This is a genomic window from Myceligenerans indicum (assembly GCF_016742955.1).
GTDB classification, from domain to species: Bacteria; Actinomycetota; Actinomycetes; order Actinomycetales; family Cellulomonadaceae; genus Myceligenerans; species Myceligenerans indicum.
Genome location: NZ_JABBYC010000071.1, coordinates 1 through 13,836, shown reverse-complemented (window position 1 = coordinate 13,836; position 13,836 = coordinate 1). Strand labels below are relative to the sequence as shown.

The following is a 13,836-nucleotide window of genomic DNA, read 5'->3' as shown; positions in this document are numbered from 1 at the left end:
TCAGCCCGGCCGGCTACGACACGACCGCGACCCCCGAAGAAGGACTCTGGACCCGCAAAGGCTGGGCCGGACGCCCCAGATGACCCACGACACGCCCGAGACAGACACACATTTTGGCCGCTAACCCCGAAACCCACGTCGCCGAAATCAAGATCCAGGGCAGCACACTCACCCCGGTCTACAAGATCCCCCTCGAACAACTCGACCAACACGACGACGGGCCGGTCGACACATCGACCGGCCCGTCATTTCGCACAATGGTGCGGGTTGTGGAGCTGAGGGGACTCGAACCCCTGACCCCCTGCATGCCATGCAGGTGCGCTACCAGCTGCGCCACAGCCCCAGTGCCCACTCCGAGCGGGCTCCGCAAGCATACGCAGCGCCGGGCCCGCCAGCCAAATCGAATGAGAGATCCCGTCACGTGTGCCTCGTCACGCCGCGCGTGCACCGGGAGATCGTCGCCGGTTCACCCTTCAAGCGGGCGTCGTTCACCGGGCTCTGGTTGTGTCAGTCTGACGCCCGTCACACCCTCGTCCTGACCCGCCGGAGCACCATGGCGCGTCGTCGTGCCCGACTCGGAGGCCCGATGCACATCCCGACACAGGCCCCGGTGACGAGCAGCACCTCGGCGGCGGAGCGGCCGTAGGTGCAGCTCACGTCCCGGACACTCACCGCTGCCCGTGCCCCGGCGCCGGACCTGGCGCGCGGCCTGATGCTTCTCTTCATCGCGCTCGCGCACTCCTACCTGCTGCTGTACGCAGTCGAGGACGTTCGCGCGCCCGGGTTCGGCGATCGGGTGACCGTGTTCCTGGAAGGACTCGTCGTCAACCATCGGGCCCGGCCGATGTTCATCCTCTTGTTCGGCTACGGCCTCGCGCAGCTTGCCCTGCGCCGTCGGGGCCGGGGCGACAGCTGGAGCGCGGTCCGGAGTCTGGTGCGACGTCGCGGTCTGTGGTTGCTCCTGCTCGGCCTGCTGCACGTCGCGCTGCTCTTCTACGACGTACTGACGATGTACGGGATCGCGAGCCTGGTGCTGGCCGGAACGCTCACCTGGTCCGACGCACGCCTGTGGCAGGCTCTCCGCATCGCCCTCCTCGGCGTGGCGCTGGCGTTCGCGGTCTACGGAACGCTCTCCGCGACCGAGGGCTTCAGCCTCGTGATCGGCCAGGACAGCCCGATCTTCACGCCCTGGGACCGGATCGTGGAGTGGCTGCGGATGGCGGTCTTCATGACCTGGCAGGTGGTGCCGGGGGTCGTGCTGGGCATCTGGGCGGCACGACGCCGGATCCTGGAGGAGCCGCACCGTCACCAGACCCTCCTGGCCCGGACCGCCGTCGTCGGGCTCGGGTCCTCGCTCCTGGGCGGCATTCCGTTCGCGCTGATGAACGCCGGCTTCTGGCCGGGGCCGACGCCGTTCGCGGCCGGGTCCGCGGCGGTGCTGCACGGCATCACGGGGTACGCCGGCGGTGTCGGCGCGGCGGCGCTCGTCGGGCTGATCGCGCTGCGCCTTCCCGTACCGGCACATCCTGTCGCCGTGGCGGTCCAGGCGCTCGGACAGCGCTCCCTGACGTTCTACCTGTTCCAGTCGGTCGCGTTCGTCACCCTGATGGCTCCGTTCGCCCTCGGACTCGGCGGTGAGCTGCGGTATGTGGGGGCGGCCGGGATCGCGGCGGGAACCTGGATGGTCTCCGTCGCGGGGGCGTACTGGCTGCACCGGGCGGGTCACCGGGGGCCGGCGGAGGTGCTGCTGCGCCGGCTCAGCCGCAGCTGAGCCGGCGCGGGGCACCGCGGCGTATTCGGAGACGATTTGGCCGGTGAGTGCAGCCTTGCGTATGCTTGCGGAGCCCGCTCGGAGTGGGCACTGGGGCTGTGGCGCAGCTGGTAGCGCACCTGCATGGCATGCAGGGGGTCAGGGGTTCGAGTCCCCTCAGCTCCACTCTCATCATCATGCGACGCGTGCCCTCACGGGCCGCGTCGCTTCGTCATTCCCGGAGGGGCACGGCCCCCACACCCCCGGCCGACATGGGTGCCGTGCACGGCCGTCCCCAGCTCCGGCCCCGCCCCAGGTCGCCCACGCGGCGCGGGGCGCCGTCGTACCGTGGAGGCATGGCCGATCGCGAGGGGCCGGGCACCGGCCGCGAACGCTGGTCCCAGCGGGTCACCGAGGGCAGTGACGCGCTGGACCTGGAGCCGGGCGTCTTCACGTGGAAGGACCCGGCGCGGATCGCCGCCTCCCTCAAGCGGTCCGCCGAGGCGAGCGAACGGCGCAGGAGCTCCCCGTACCGTTCGGCGATGTCGATGCTCACCTTCTACGTCAACCGTGCCGGCAAGGAGCTGAGCGCCGACCAGAAGCAGGTGCTCGAACGCGCGAAGGACGAGCTGCGCCGGCAGTTCGGGCGGGCCTGAGCGACGGGCGGCCGTGCATCGCCCTGCCCGGGAGGATGCCGCCGCACACCGCTCTGTTCAGCCTCGCGGTTCGAGCACGACGACAGGAGTGGTCCGCGACCGCGCGGCGACGAAGCGGTCCAGGTCCTCACCACCCCAGCCGCGAGCCGCCACGAGGGCGGGCCACAGCCGGTCGCGCTCGGCGCCCGTCGCCGCGCGACCGCGCACGCCGACAGGACCGTCGACGGTGTCGACGGCGGCATCCGGCCGGGCGGACAGGTTCAGCCACCAGGCCGGCGGGCTGTCGTCCCATCCGTTCATGGCGAGTGTGACGTAGCGGCCGTCGTCGACGACGTAGCCGAGGATGACGGCGCGTTCCCGCCCGCTCCTGCGGCCGGTGGTGCGCAGGCGCAGCATGCCGAAGCTCCCACCCTTGGGCCGTGTGAGCGGGTAGCGGCCCCCGGTGAGGCGGTAGAGGAGGCGCTGTGCGGACCAGGCGGTGCGGATGATCCATCGCGGCGGGAGACGGGGGCGGTCGGTGGCGGGCGTGGCCGGGTGTGCACTCATGTCGATCCTCCAGGAGATCGGAACCGGGCGGGTATACGCTGTATCTACGGCGTAGATACAGCGTAGATCTACGTCGTAGAGCTGGCAAGGGTAAGGTTTCGCCGATGGCCGCATCCTCCGGTCCCGGGACACGTGGGACGCCTCGCGCACGGCTGAACCGCGAGCTCGTCGTCGCCGCGGCGATCGACCTGGCCGACGCCGGAGGCGTCGAAGCGGTGAGCATGCGACGCCTCGCCACCCACCTCGGCGTCGACCCGATGTCGCTCTACCGCCACGTGGACGGCAAGGAAGCCCTGCTCGAAGCGATGATCGATGCCGTCATCGCCCGGATCGATCCGGTGACCGACGCCGGTGGCTGGCGGACGAACGCCCGCGCGACCATGCTGGCGGCCCGCGCGACGATGTCGCGGCACCCATGGACCGCTCAGCTGCGCAAGGCCCGGCTCACCCCGACCCCGGCAGAGCTGCGGCACCTCGACGCGCTGGTGGGCATCCTGCGCGACGGCGGGTTCGACCTCGAACTGGTGCATCACGCGATCCATGCGCTCGGCAGCCGCATCCTGGGCTTCAGCCAGGACCTCTACGACGACAGCGAGCAGGCCACGCCCGAGGAGATGTCCGCCCAGACGCAGGCCTTCCAGGCGCTGGGAACGCCGCACCTCGCCGAGCTGACCGCCGCCGTCTCCGGCCACGACGGCCTGGGCGGCTGCGACGACGACGCCGAGTTCGTCTTCGCGCTCGACCTCACGCTCGAAGGTCTGGAACGGCGGCGTCGTCCGCAGTGAGCACCGCCGCACGTCGGCGAGGCCACGTGAGCCGCATGACGTACCGGAGCAACAGTCCGGCGGCGAGCGCCCAGAAGGCGGCGCCGATGCCGAGGAACGCCACGCCCGAGGCGGCGATGAGCATCGTGAGCACGGCGGCCTCGCGGTCGCGCGAGTCCGTGAGGGCCGCGAGCAGGGAGCCGGAGAGGGTACCGAGGAGCGCGAGGCCGGCCGCGGCCTGCATCACCCCGTCGGGTGCGGCCTGGACGAGGGTCGTGAGCGCGCCGCTCGCGGCGGCGAGCACGAGCATGGTGATACCCGCGGTGACGGCCGCGATCCAGCGCCGGCGCGGATCCCGCCCCGCGTCGGGGCCGGCGGCGAGTGCGGCGGAGATGGCGGCCAGGTTGATCGCGTGACCGCCGGCGGGCGCCCCGAGCATGGTGCCCAGACCGGTGACGAGCAGGCTCTCACGCCAGGGAACGCGGTAGCCGTGGGAGGCGAGGACGGCCACGCCGGGGACGTTCTGCGACGCCATCGTTACCACGTAGAGCGGGACGGAGACGGCGATGACGCCCTCGACGGTCAGGTGAGGGGTGGTCCACACCGGCGCCGGGACCAGTCCCGCGCCGGAGATGGCGTCCCGGCCGGTGAGCAGCACCACGACGAGCGCGACACCGAGCGCGGCGGGCACGGCCCAACGGCGGGAGACGGGCAGGAGTACCAGCCAGGTCAGCACGACGGGCGCGACGGCGAGCGGGGCGCCGGCGAGCGCGGTGGCCGGAGCGAGGCACAGGGGTACGAGCACCCCGGCGAGCATGCCCTGTGCGAGGGATGCCGGAATGGCCGCGACGAGCCTGCCCAGCCGGGGTATCAGCGCGGTGAGGAGGATGAGCAGGCCGGTGACGCCGAACGCGGCCACCGCTGCGGGCCAGCCGTCCGCCAGGGCCGCCATCGAGGCCAGGAGGGCCGCGCCCGGCGTGGACCAGGCGAGCACGATCGGCGTGCGGTGCCGGAGGCTGAGCCACAGCATGCCGAGCCCCTGGGTGACGAGGAGCGTGAGCAGCCCCGAAGCTGCCTGCGCCGGGGACGCACCCACGGCGGTCAGGCCTGCGAGGACGACGACGACCGAGCTGCTGGGCCCGACGACCGCTGTGACGATCCCGGCGGCGATGGGCCCTTGATGCGATCCGTCGCTCATCGAACGTTCCTCCCCTACGCTGTTCTGATTACGGAACACCCTACGTTCTGTATACAGAACAGACAAGGAGTGCGCATGGATGACGTCAGGTCCGGCGCGGCCGCCAGGGTCGGACGACGCATCCGGGCGCTGCGCACGGAACGGGAGATGTCGCTGACGGCGCTGGCTGCGCGCGCCGGTATCGGCAAGGGATCGCTGTCCGAACTGGAGACCGGCCGCCGAAACCCGACCTTGGACACGCTGTACGCGGTCGCGGGCCCACTGGGCGTACCGATGGCGGAGCTCGTGGGCGACGACGACTGGGCACGGCTCGACGAGGGCGGCATCTCCACCACCCGTGTCCGGGTGCTGCGCGAGGATGCGCGGGTCACCGAGGTCTACCTGATCCGGCTCGCGCCCGGCGGGGTACGCCGATCGCCCGCCCACGCCGCCGGTGTGACCGAGCGACTCGTCGTGCTCACCGGAAGCGGCTCGATCGCCTACGGCGGCCGGCGCGTCGAGCTCGCCGCAGGCAGCGTCGTCGACTTCCCCGCCGACCAGCCGCATGTCTACGCGGGCGACCCGGACAGCGGCTTCGAGGCGGTCAACGTGATCGTGACGCCACGGACGTGATGGCTACGTCTCGTCCAGGAAGGTCGCGAGCAACTCCGTGATCTCCTCCGGGCGCTCCAGGTTCGGCAGGTGCCCCGCCCAACCGAGCTGGACGTGCCGGGCATCGGCGATCTGCCCGACGACGTGGGCCGCGACCTCGCGGAAGTGGTCCAGGTCCTGACCGCCGGAGACGACGAGCGTGCGGGCCGTGACCCGCGACAGGTCGATGTCCGGGCCGGGCTGCTGGTTGACCGTGTCACCCACGGCGAGCTGAACGTCGAAGGCGTGGCGCTGCATGGTGCGCACGAGGTCCCGGGCGCCGTCGTCGGCCTCCGGCCCCAACCAGGTGGCGACGTTCAGTTCGGTGGCCCCCTCGATGTCGCCGGCCGACAGCAGAACGTCCTCACGTCGCACGAAGCGTTCGAGCGAGCGCGTGGCCGGCAGCGGGTAGGCGGCGTTGAGCAGTACGAGCCGGTCCACGAGTTCCGGCCAGCCCGAGGCGACCTGGAGTGCCACGTGCCCGCCGGCCGACGCTCCGACGAGCGTGGCAGGCGCCCCCAGGGTCTCCAGGAGGCGCCGGACGTCGTCGGCATCGCTGTACGGCTCACTGGTCAGCGCCGTGTTGCCATATCCACGCAGGTCACACACCGTGACGCGATGGTGCTTCGCGAGCGGGGCGACCTGCGCGCCCCACATCCGCGAGTCGGCCACGCCCGCGTGCAGCAGCAGGACGTCGGGCCCGGAACCTGTCGAGTCATGGGAGAGGCGCATTCGCCGACCGTAGCCCTGACAGGGGAGCTCCAGCCAGTACGCGAACCTGACGGGTCGACGTGGTACCGGACACCGGAGCGCCGGGAGTCCCCGGGCGTCAGACGCCGGGCGCCGTCCCCGGCCGCCGGCCCGGCAGCAGCCGGTCCAGCGCCGCCGAGAGCTCGATCGAGTCGCCGTCCTTGCCACCCGCACCCAGGACGAGCGGTGGCCGCCTCGGCTCCGGGCGCACGCCCCGGAGCCGGTCGAGCAGCGACAACGGAGCGGTCATCACGTAGAAGGCGCCGTCGTCGGACACCGCTGCCGTCCGGTCCGTGCGCAGGTACCAGCCGCGCAGGGGCGTCCGGGCGGTCCCCCGCCCGCCGTACCCGCGCATCACGAGCGGCTCCGGTGCGAGGCCGGCTTCCCGGGCCTCCGTCACGAACCGCGCGAGCATCGCCTCGGCGCGCGCGTGCTCGGCGTCCTGACGCTCGCGCAGGCGCTCCGCCTGCAGGCGCGCCGCCTCGGTGCGCTGCTGTGCCCAGGAATCGCCCACGATCGCCCTCCCCCGGCGGTCCACGTCCCGGGCAACGTACAACTCCGTCGCCCGCCGCGGCAAACGGCGGCACAGCGTCGCGGGTGCCGCCCGGACGCCCGGGCCGCAGCCTCGCCCGGCCCGCCGGGGAGGCGGGCCGGGCGTCCGCCGGGCGGCGCCACCCTCTCAGCGGGTCCCGACGATCCCCGAGGCGCTCGTGAAGAACTCGGCCACGCCGTCGTCGATGCTCGTCGCGCCGAAGGCGACGTCCTGCGCGATGCGGATGAACTCCGCCTCGACCGCCCCGGCACCCTCCGGGGGCGGGGGCGGTGCGTCGTCGGCGAACTCGGCGACCTGCTCCCAGTACTCCAGGATCTGCGCGTCGAGACCCTCGGCGTCCAGACCTTCGATCGCCGAGGCGGAGACCGGGACGCCGCGCGAGGTGCCGAAGATCTCACTGACCTGCGGATCGTTGGTGATGAAGTCGATGAACTCGGCGGCGACCTCGGGGTGCTCCGAGTTGGCGCCGATCGACAGCATGAGGCTGGGCTTGAGGTAGAGCCCGCGGTCGTCCGGGTCGTCGGCCGGCGGGAGCGTCATGGTGAACTCGTCGCCGCCCGTCCCCTCGGTGAAGCGGACCAGGAAGTTGTAGAAGCTGATCTCGCTGGCCGTGTAGCGGGCGCTGAGCGTGTCGCTCTCCAGCTGTTCGGTGCGCTTCGGGTCGACGAAGCCACCGGACTCCAGCATCCGGGTGCCCCGGCCCCACCACTCGGCGAGGTCGCCCTCGGTGAAACCGAGCTCGCCCTCCGGGGTGTACAGCGTCTTTCCGCGCTGGGCGAGCCAGATCTCGAACACGGACATGATCTGGACGTACTGCGTCGAGCCGTCCACCACCGGGTCGTGGTCCGCACCGGCCCCGGCCACCTCGGTGAGGTAGGCGTCGTACTCGTCCCAGGTGAGGTCCCCTTCGGGAGGTTCCATACCGAGGTCCGCCAGCAGGTCCGCGTTGAAGAAGTTGGCGAGTGTCCCCGTGCTCGTCGGGATGCCGTAGATCTGTCCGTCCACCCGGGTCGCGGGCATCACCGACTCGGGAAAGCTCGAGATGTCGATCGTGTCCCGCGTGTACTCGTCCAGCGGCAGGAGCTGGTGCGTCGAGGCGTACTGGTAGAGGTAGGTGACGTCCATCTGGAAGACGTCCGGGAGCGAACTGCCCGCCGCCTCCGTGTTCCGGGCGGTCCAGTAGTCGCCGAACCCCGCGTAGGACGGCTGGACGGTGACGTTCGGGTGCTCCTCCTCGAACAGGGCGATCGACTCCTCGTAGCGGTCCGCGCGGCTCGCGTCACCCCAGAAGGCGAACGTCAGCGCGATCTCCTCGTCCCCGCCGACGGCCGGGCCGCCGGAGCACGCGCCGAGCGCGACCATTCCCGCGGCGGCGAGGGCCGCGGTACCCGCGCGCACCCCGCGTCTCGTTGTGACCATGTGAGCCTCCTTGCACACGTGCGCCGCCTCACGGCGGCCTCGGGACCGCGCGGCGTGGGGATCCGTACGATCTCAGGTTGACGGCGACGATGCTGCCACCGGCGTGTCCGTCGCGAGCGCGAACGGACAAAAACGTGCAACCGCTGCCACGATCCACGCCTGAGACGGCACACGGAACGACGCCCGCCGTGGCGCGCGACACGACCGGCGGCGGTGCACGACGGCCCCTCAGTCCAGCTCCACCGTGTCGGTGTGACCATCAGGCCAGGTGATACGGGCCGTCGCCGTCCCGGGGCCACCAACGGGTACGACGGCGGCCACCGCCGCGGGCTCCAGCGGTTCCTCGCCTCCGGACAGCACGACGAGCGCCGCGGTGATCTCGCCGGGCGCCGCCGCGGCGCTCCCGCGCACCCACGGCGTGACCGAGACGGCCCCGAGCGGGTCGGCATTCGCGCGACGCGTCACACCGGTCACGTCGGCGCCCAGCAGCCCGCGCACGAGCGACGTCGCCCCGTCGCCCCGCACGACCCGCACACCGTGGGCGTCCTGCTCGACCCGCAGGTCCTCGGGGCGGTCCGCCGCGAGCGCCCAGCCCCCGAGGTGGACGCTCCAGGGTCCGGGGTCCTCGGGCCAGGCGGCGGTGCGGTCGAGCAGGTGCGCCGCCGTGTCCGGAGGTACAGGGACGACGCCGGCCGCCGGTTCGCGCCGCCACCTCGCGAGCCGGATCTCGTGGCGGCCACGGACCACGGACGCCGTCGTGAGCTGCGGGCCGCGCCGCACGGCGGACCAGGTGGCCGCGTCGCCGGCGTGGCCGCGTACGCCGGCACCCCGGCCGCCGTCGTACCGGCCGTCGTCGTACCGGCCGTCGTCGTGCGCGCCGGCATCCGGCGCCCCGGCGTCCCGCGCACGGTGCTCCCGGTACGGCAGGTCGAGCCAGTGCACCCGGGATCGCGACACCAGCACGCCGCCGGCGCCCCGGACCCGCTCGATCCCGTCGCGGTGCGACGGCGTGCCGGACGCGTCCAGCAGGGCGGTGTGCGAGTCGAGGGGCGCGGCGATCGCGGCCGCCGAGAGCTGGGGCGAGGTGATGTTCGAGTAGCCGGTGCGACGGTAGAACGGGTCGTCGGGGTGAGGTTCGAGGAATGATTCCACCAGGCGGTCGGAACCGTGGTTGATCACGCGCACGACGCCGTCGCGGGGTGTGGCCGCCACGATCCATCCCGGGACCGGCAGCGCGGTCACCGTCGCGCCGGACCACGGTGCCGGCAGTTCCGGCGGGGCGGTCCAGACGTCGTGGTCCGGCGGCAGGAGCAGGCCGAGGAAGCCCTTGCTCGCCCAGTAGGGCGACGCCGGTCCCGTGTAGAGCTGGCGCACGCGGTCGTACCGGCCGTGCCAGCCGATCGGCAGGAGCCCGGCGGGGTCGACGGCGCCGGAGCGGCGGAAGTGGTCGGCGACCGCGGAGGTCAGCGTCCGGGTGGCCCCCGGCGTCAGTGGCGTCACCCCGGCGAGCGCGCCCGCCCAGAACGGCGCGAGGAGGGCGAACCGGTAGGTGATCGAGCGCCCCTGCAGGAGGGGCGCGCCGGTCGTGCCGACCAGGTGCTGGGCCTGGTCGAGGTATTCCCGCAGGCGGGCGGCGTGCCGGTCCGCGAGTGGACGTCCCTCGATCCGCGCGTGCAGCAGCGGGTACACGTGCCAGGCCCAGCCGGCGTACCAGTCGAACGACTGCCGGCGGCCGTCGCGGCCGCGGCCGTCCGAGTACCAGCCGTCCCCGACGTAGAGAGCCTCGCCGATCTCCTCGTTCCGGTCCAGGTCGGCCTGTTCCCACGGGCCTCCCACCGAGGCCAGGAACGACTCCACGATCGTCTGGAACCAGATCCAGTTGTTCCGGTAGCCGCTCGTGCCGACGATGTCGCCGAGCCAGTCGACCACACGGGAGCGGGTGCCGTCGTCCAGGCGGTCCCACAGCCAGGCGCGCGTCTCGGCAAGACCGATCGCGACGGACGCGGCCTCGACCACGGCCTGGCGGCGTTCGGGGATCCGGGGCCAGCGCTCGGAGCCGGCCGGGTCCGTCCCGTGCGCCAGCCCGTCCGCGTACCGGTCGAGCAGGCCGTGCGGATCGGCACCGTCCTGGCCGCGCAGCCGAAGGGCGGCCAGGAGGAACGTCCGGGCGAACCCCTCCAGGCCGTCGCTCCAGGGGCCGGAGCCGCTGGCGGGGCCGGGGAGCGAGATCAGCGCGCGGCCCGGTGAGGTGTACGGCTCGGTCGCCGCGAGCAGCCCGTCGGCCTCGGCCAGCCAGTGGTCGCGGGTCCAGCGCCATGCGGCGGCCAGAGCGGGCAGGGGCTCGGGAGTGGCAGTCACGCCAGGCATCCTGGACGGACGGTGCGCGCTCCGCGGCCGATCGGACAATATCGATCATTCGCGCACCACGGGCGACTATTGTGCCTCTCCGGACGCATCGGTCGATGACGACGGAGGAGAACATGCACCTGCCCCGGGCACGGCACGAGTACCTGCTGCGTGAGATCGAGCTGCGCGGCAGCGTCCACTCCGCCGACGTCGCGTCCCGCTTCGGGGTGTCCGAGGTGACGATCCGGCGCGACATCATCGCGCTGGAGACTGCCGGCAAACTGGCTCGCGTGCACGGCGGGGCGATCGCCCTGGCCTCGTCCCGTGGGCCCCAGGCCGCTCGCGCGCCGGTCGGCGTCATCGTCCCCAGCACGAGCATGCATTTCCCGGAGTTCGTCCGCGGGATGGAGGCGCTCGCCCCCGCCCTCCGCGTCCGGCTGGTGCTGGGTGTCTCGCACTACCGGCCCGACGTCGAGACCGCCCAGGTGGAACGCATGGTGGCGCTGGGCGTCGGCGGGATCGTCATCGCACCCACCACGCGCGGGTGCACTCCCGAGGAGCTGGCGCGGCGGCTGCGGTCGATCCCGGTGCCCGTGGTGCTCGCGGAGCGCCGGATCGACCACCCGTCCAGCATCAGCGAGCTGGACCTCGCCCGCACCGATCTCGCGCACGGCGCCGTGATCGCCGTCGAGCACCTGCACGGGCTGGGGCACCGGAGGATCGGGTTGGGTGTGTACGACCGGACGCCGACCGCACCACATGTCCGGGAGGGGTATGCCCGGGCCGCGACCCGGCTCGGCCTCGAGCCGGGTCCCGTCATGGCCCTGTCCAAGGGCGAGGACGATCCGGACCGGTTGAGCCGTGAACTCGGCGAGCTGCTCGACCGGTGCGCGCAGAGCGGAACGCGCGCCGTGCTCGTGCACACCGACGACCACGCCGCACGCCTGGTCGAGTCGCTCCTGGACCGGGGGCTGAAGGTCCCCGGCGACCTCGCCGTCGTCGCCTACGACGACGAGAACGCGGACCTCGCCGCGGTACCGCTGACGACGATCACGCCGCCACGACGCGAGCTCGGCAGGGAGGCTCTGCGCCTGCTCGTGGACCGGATCACCGAGGGTGACGAGGATCGCCGGCCGCCGCGGCACGTCGAGCTCCTGCCGCGCCTGACGGTGCGGGACTCGTGCGGCGGCAGGCGGCCCGCCGCCCCGGCGGCCGGACCGGTCCGCACCGGGCCCTGAGCAGCCGGGCACTGAGCAGCCGGGCACTGAGCGGCCAGGCCCGTGCGGCGCGGGGCCGACCGTGCCCGTGCGCCGTCGCGGCCGGACTACTCGCCGGCCACGCCCGGTTCCAGGTTCCAGTCCGGGCCCGCGAGCCAGTGGTCCAAGGGGTAGCCGGCACCCACGTTGTGCGCCACGAGCCGCCAGGCCGGGTGGCCCTGCGGGTCCGCGGCACGCAGGTGCGACCAGTGCACGTTGTGCAGGCCCGTGATGCCGCGCCACTCGACGGGATCCTGGTCCAGCAGCAGGGTGAGCGCCAGCGTGATCGCGGCACCGTGCGAGACCACCACCAGCGTGTCGTCGGCGTCGAGCCGGCCGGCATGCTCCAGCACCCCGGCGACCATCCGCTCGGCGACGTTCCGGCGGGACTCCGCACCGGCCCGTACCGGTTCGGCGCCCGCACGCCACTGGGCGTGCTCGGCCGGCCAGCGCTCGGCGATCGCCTCGTCGGTCAGTCCCTCCCACTCGCCGAACGAACGTTCCCGCAGGCGTTCGTCCGCCTCGACGTCGGCCCCCACCAGCTTCGCGTACGCGGTTGCGGTGTCGAAGGCCCGCTGGAGGTCGCTCGACACCACCTTCGTCGCCCTGTGCGACGAAGCCAGGGCGTTCGCCCCCTGTTCCGCCTGCCAGCGTCCGACGTCGTCCAGCGGGATGTCGATCTGTCCCTGCAGTCGCTTGGAGTGGTTGTAGGCCGTACGCCCGTGGCGGAGCAGGACGATACTGCCCGCCGTCACTGACGCAGCCCCGGATCCAGGTGGATGGCCGAGTCCTTGTCGGTCCCGCCGAACTCCGACGTGTCGCCGCCCCCGCGGGCGTCGCGGGGTAGTTCGACCTCCGGGCAGTCCTTCCAGAGCCGCTCCAGCGCGTAGTAGACGCGGTCCTCCGCATGCTGCACGTGCACGACGACGTCGCCGAAGTCCAGCAGCACCCAGCGTGCCTCCGAGACGCCCTCGCGACGGATCGCCTTGGATCCGGCCTTGTACATGGCCTCCTCGACGGCGTCCACGATCGCCGACACCTGGCGTTCGTTCGTGCCCGACGCGATGAGGAAGATGTCGGTCAGCACGAGCTGGTCGCTCACGTCGAGGGCGATGATCTCCTGCGCCTTGCGGTCGCTCGCCGCACGAGCCGCGACGACGGCCAGCTCACGTGCGCGTTCCGTCGCCGTCATGACAGTCCCACCCCGGGAAGGACGGAGGTGATCAGCTGCGCGGCCTCGTCCGGTTCATAGGTGCTGTCCTTCTCGAGGACGAGCTTCCAGATCAACAGGCCGAGCACGAAGGCCACGACCACGAGGATGACGTAGTGCAGCCAGGTGTAGGAGGGACCGGGGTCCTCCTCCGTCTCGTCCCAGTCGGCCTCGGAGCGAGCGGAGCTGGACGGACGAGACCGTCCGCCTCCGACCATCACCTCGAAGCCGTGGTCAGGCTGTCCGCCTGGGCCACCGGGGCCTGGTGGTGGGCCAGGAGGTGCGCCGTGAGGACCTCCGGCGGGCGGGAACGGGGACGCTCCTGCTCCCGGCTCGCCGCCGGCAGGCGGGAACGGTGACCCGGCCGGCTCGCCGCCGGCAGGGGGGAACGGCGACGCGGCCGGCTCGCCGCCGGCAGGGGGGAACGGCGACGCCGGGGAAGCACCGCCCGGAGCCGGTGTCGCGGCCGGAGCCGGGGCATTCCGGCCCCACGGGAGGCCTGCGGGGGCCACCTGCGTGGCCTCGGCGCGAGGCGGGTTGGCCCCAGAGTCGCCGAAGGGCGATCCAGGGGCGCCGGGCGGAAGGTTCCGCCCGCCCGGGCCGGCCTGCCCGGGAGCGGCGCCCGGTGCCGGGGCCGGGGCCGGGGCCCCCCAGGGCGCGCCGCCTCGCGGCGCGCGACGAACGGTCTCGTCCGACACGTCGCCCGCAGCGCCGGGAGCCGGTGGGGGCGGGGTACCCGCTGTCTCTTATACACATCT

Annotated in this window: 14 protein-coding genes and 2 tRNA genes; 6 read left to right on the top strand and 10 right to left on the bottom strand. The window is 72.8% G+C overall.

Annotated elements, in window-relative coordinates:
• Positions 1-270: 270 nt before the first annotated feature.
• A tRNA-Ala gene (locus tag HGK34_RS20765) sits at positions 271-343 on the bottom strand.
• Between the two features lie 303 nt (positions 344-646).
• Here HGK34_RS20765 and HGK34_RS23670 point away from each other — a divergent pair.
• From HGK34_RS23670 to HGK34_RS20750, 3 genes are all read left to right on the top strand, one after another.
• Positions 647-1,771, top strand: coding sequence for a DUF418 domain-containing protein (locus HGK34_RS23670; protein WP_201851051.1), 1,125 nt, complete (start codon positions 647-649; stop codon positions 1,769-1,771).
• Between the two features lie 92 nt (positions 1,772-1,863).
• A tRNA-Ala gene (locus tag HGK34_RS20755) sits at positions 1,864-1,936 on the top strand.
• A gap of 170 nt (positions 1,937-2,106) precedes the next feature.
• Entirely contained in the window at positions 2,107-2,406 is a 300-nt protein-coding gene (locus HGK34_RS20750) for a DUF3175 domain-containing protein (protein ID WP_201851049.1), read from the top strand.
• Positions 2,407-2,463: 57 nt separating this feature from the next.
• Here HGK34_RS20750 and HGK34_RS20745 read toward each other — a convergent pair whose 3' ends face one another.
• Positions 2,464-2,952, bottom strand: coding sequence for a nitroreductase/quinone reductase family protein (locus tag HGK34_RS20745; protein WP_201851047.1), 489 nt, complete (start codon positions 2,950-2,952; stop codon positions 2,464-2,466).
• Between the two features lie 104 nt (positions 2,953-3,056).
• Here HGK34_RS20745 and HGK34_RS20740 point away from each other — a divergent pair, with 104 nt between their 5' ends.
• Positions 3,057-3,737 carry a TetR/AcrR family transcriptional regulator C-terminal domain-containing protein gene (locus HGK34_RS20740; protein WP_201851040.1) on the top strand — a complete coding sequence of 227 codons (681 nt, stop codon included), beginning with the start codon at positions 3,057-3,059 and terminating at the stop codon, positions 3,735-3,737.
• Here the strand turns inward: HGK34_RS20740 and HGK34_RS20735 are convergent.
• Positions 3,697-4,914 (bottom strand): benzoate/H(+) symporter BenE family transporter, encoded by a 1,218-nt coding sequence (locus HGK34_RS20735; protein WP_201851038.1) that lies wholly within the window; start codon positions 4,912-4,914, stop codon positions 3,697-3,699. The genes HGK34_RS20740 and HGK34_RS20735 overlap by 41 nt on opposite strands.
• 75 nt (positions 4,915-4,989) lie before the next feature.
• On the opposite strand from HGK34_RS20735, the gene HGK34_RS20730 reads away from it, so the two are divergent.
• Positions 4,990-5,526 (top strand): helix-turn-helix domain-containing protein, encoded by a 537-nt coding sequence (locus HGK34_RS20730; protein WP_201851036.1) that lies wholly within the window; start codon positions 4,990-4,992, stop codon positions 5,524-5,526.
• 3 nt (positions 5,527-5,529) lie between these two features.
• Here the strand turns inward: HGK34_RS20730 and HGK34_RS20725 are convergent, their stop codons facing one another.
• From HGK34_RS20725 to HGK34_RS20710, 4 genes are all read right to left on the bottom strand, one after another.
• The gene (locus HGK34_RS20725) at positions 5,530-6,276 is read right to left on the bottom strand and encodes an alpha/beta fold hydrolase (RefSeq protein ID WP_201851034.1); all 747 of its coding nucleotides are present in this window, start codon (positions 6,274-6,276) and stop codon (positions 5,530-5,532) included.
• 97 nt (positions 6,277-6,373) lie between these two features.
• Positions 6,374-6,808: a hypothetical protein gene (locus HGK34_RS20720; RefSeq protein WP_201851032.1), complete on the bottom strand. Its 435-nt coding sequence runs from the start codon at positions 6,806-6,808 to the stop codon at positions 6,374-6,376.
• Positions 6,809-6,973: 165 nt separating this feature from the next.
• Positions 6,974-8,266, bottom strand: a complete 1,293-nt coding sequence (locus HGK34_RS20715) for an ABC transporter substrate-binding protein (protein WP_201851030.1) — start codon at positions 8,264-8,266, stop codon at positions 6,974-6,976.
• A gap of 228 nt (positions 8,267-8,494) precedes the next feature.
• A complete protein-coding gene (locus HGK34_RS20710) occupies positions 8,495-10,633 on the bottom strand; it encodes a DUF2264 domain-containing protein (RefSeq protein ID WP_201851028.1) in 2,139 nt (712 codons plus the stop codon).
• A 95-nt stretch (positions 10,634-10,728) separates the two neighbouring features.
• On the opposite strand from HGK34_RS20710, the gene HGK34_RS20705 reads away from it, so the two are divergent.
• Positions 10,729-11,850 (top strand): LacI family DNA-binding transcriptional regulator, encoded by a 1,122-nt coding sequence (locus HGK34_RS20705; RefSeq protein ID WP_244667017.1) that lies wholly within the window; start codon positions 10,729-10,731, stop codon positions 11,848-11,850.
• Between the two features lie 86 nt (positions 11,851-11,936).
• Here HGK34_RS20705 and HGK34_RS20700 read toward each other — a convergent pair whose 3' ends face one another.
• Genes HGK34_RS20700 through HGK34_RS20690 form a run of 3 tightly spaced genes read right to left on the bottom strand, consistent with a single transcriptional unit; the run spans position 11,937 to position 13,296 of the window.
• Entirely contained in the window at positions 11,937-12,623 is a 687-nt protein-coding gene (locus tag HGK34_RS20700) for a histidine phosphatase family protein (protein ID WP_201851026.1), read from the bottom strand.
• Positions 12,620-13,060: a ribosome silencing factor gene (rsfS, locus tag HGK34_RS20695; RefSeq protein ID WP_201851025.1), complete on the bottom strand. Its 441-nt coding sequence runs from the start codon at positions 13,058-13,060 to the stop codon at positions 12,620-12,622. The genes HGK34_RS20700 and rsfS overlap by 4 nt, the downstream gene beginning before the upstream one ends.
• On the bottom strand, positions 13,057-13,296 hold the full coding sequence (locus HGK34_RS20690) for a hypothetical protein (RefSeq protein ID WP_201851019.1): 240 nt from the start codon (positions 13,294-13,296) through the stop codon (positions 13,057-13,059). Before HGK34_RS20690 ends, rsfS begins: the two co-directional genes overlap by 4 nt.
• Positions 13,297-13,836 lie beyond the last annotated feature (540 nt).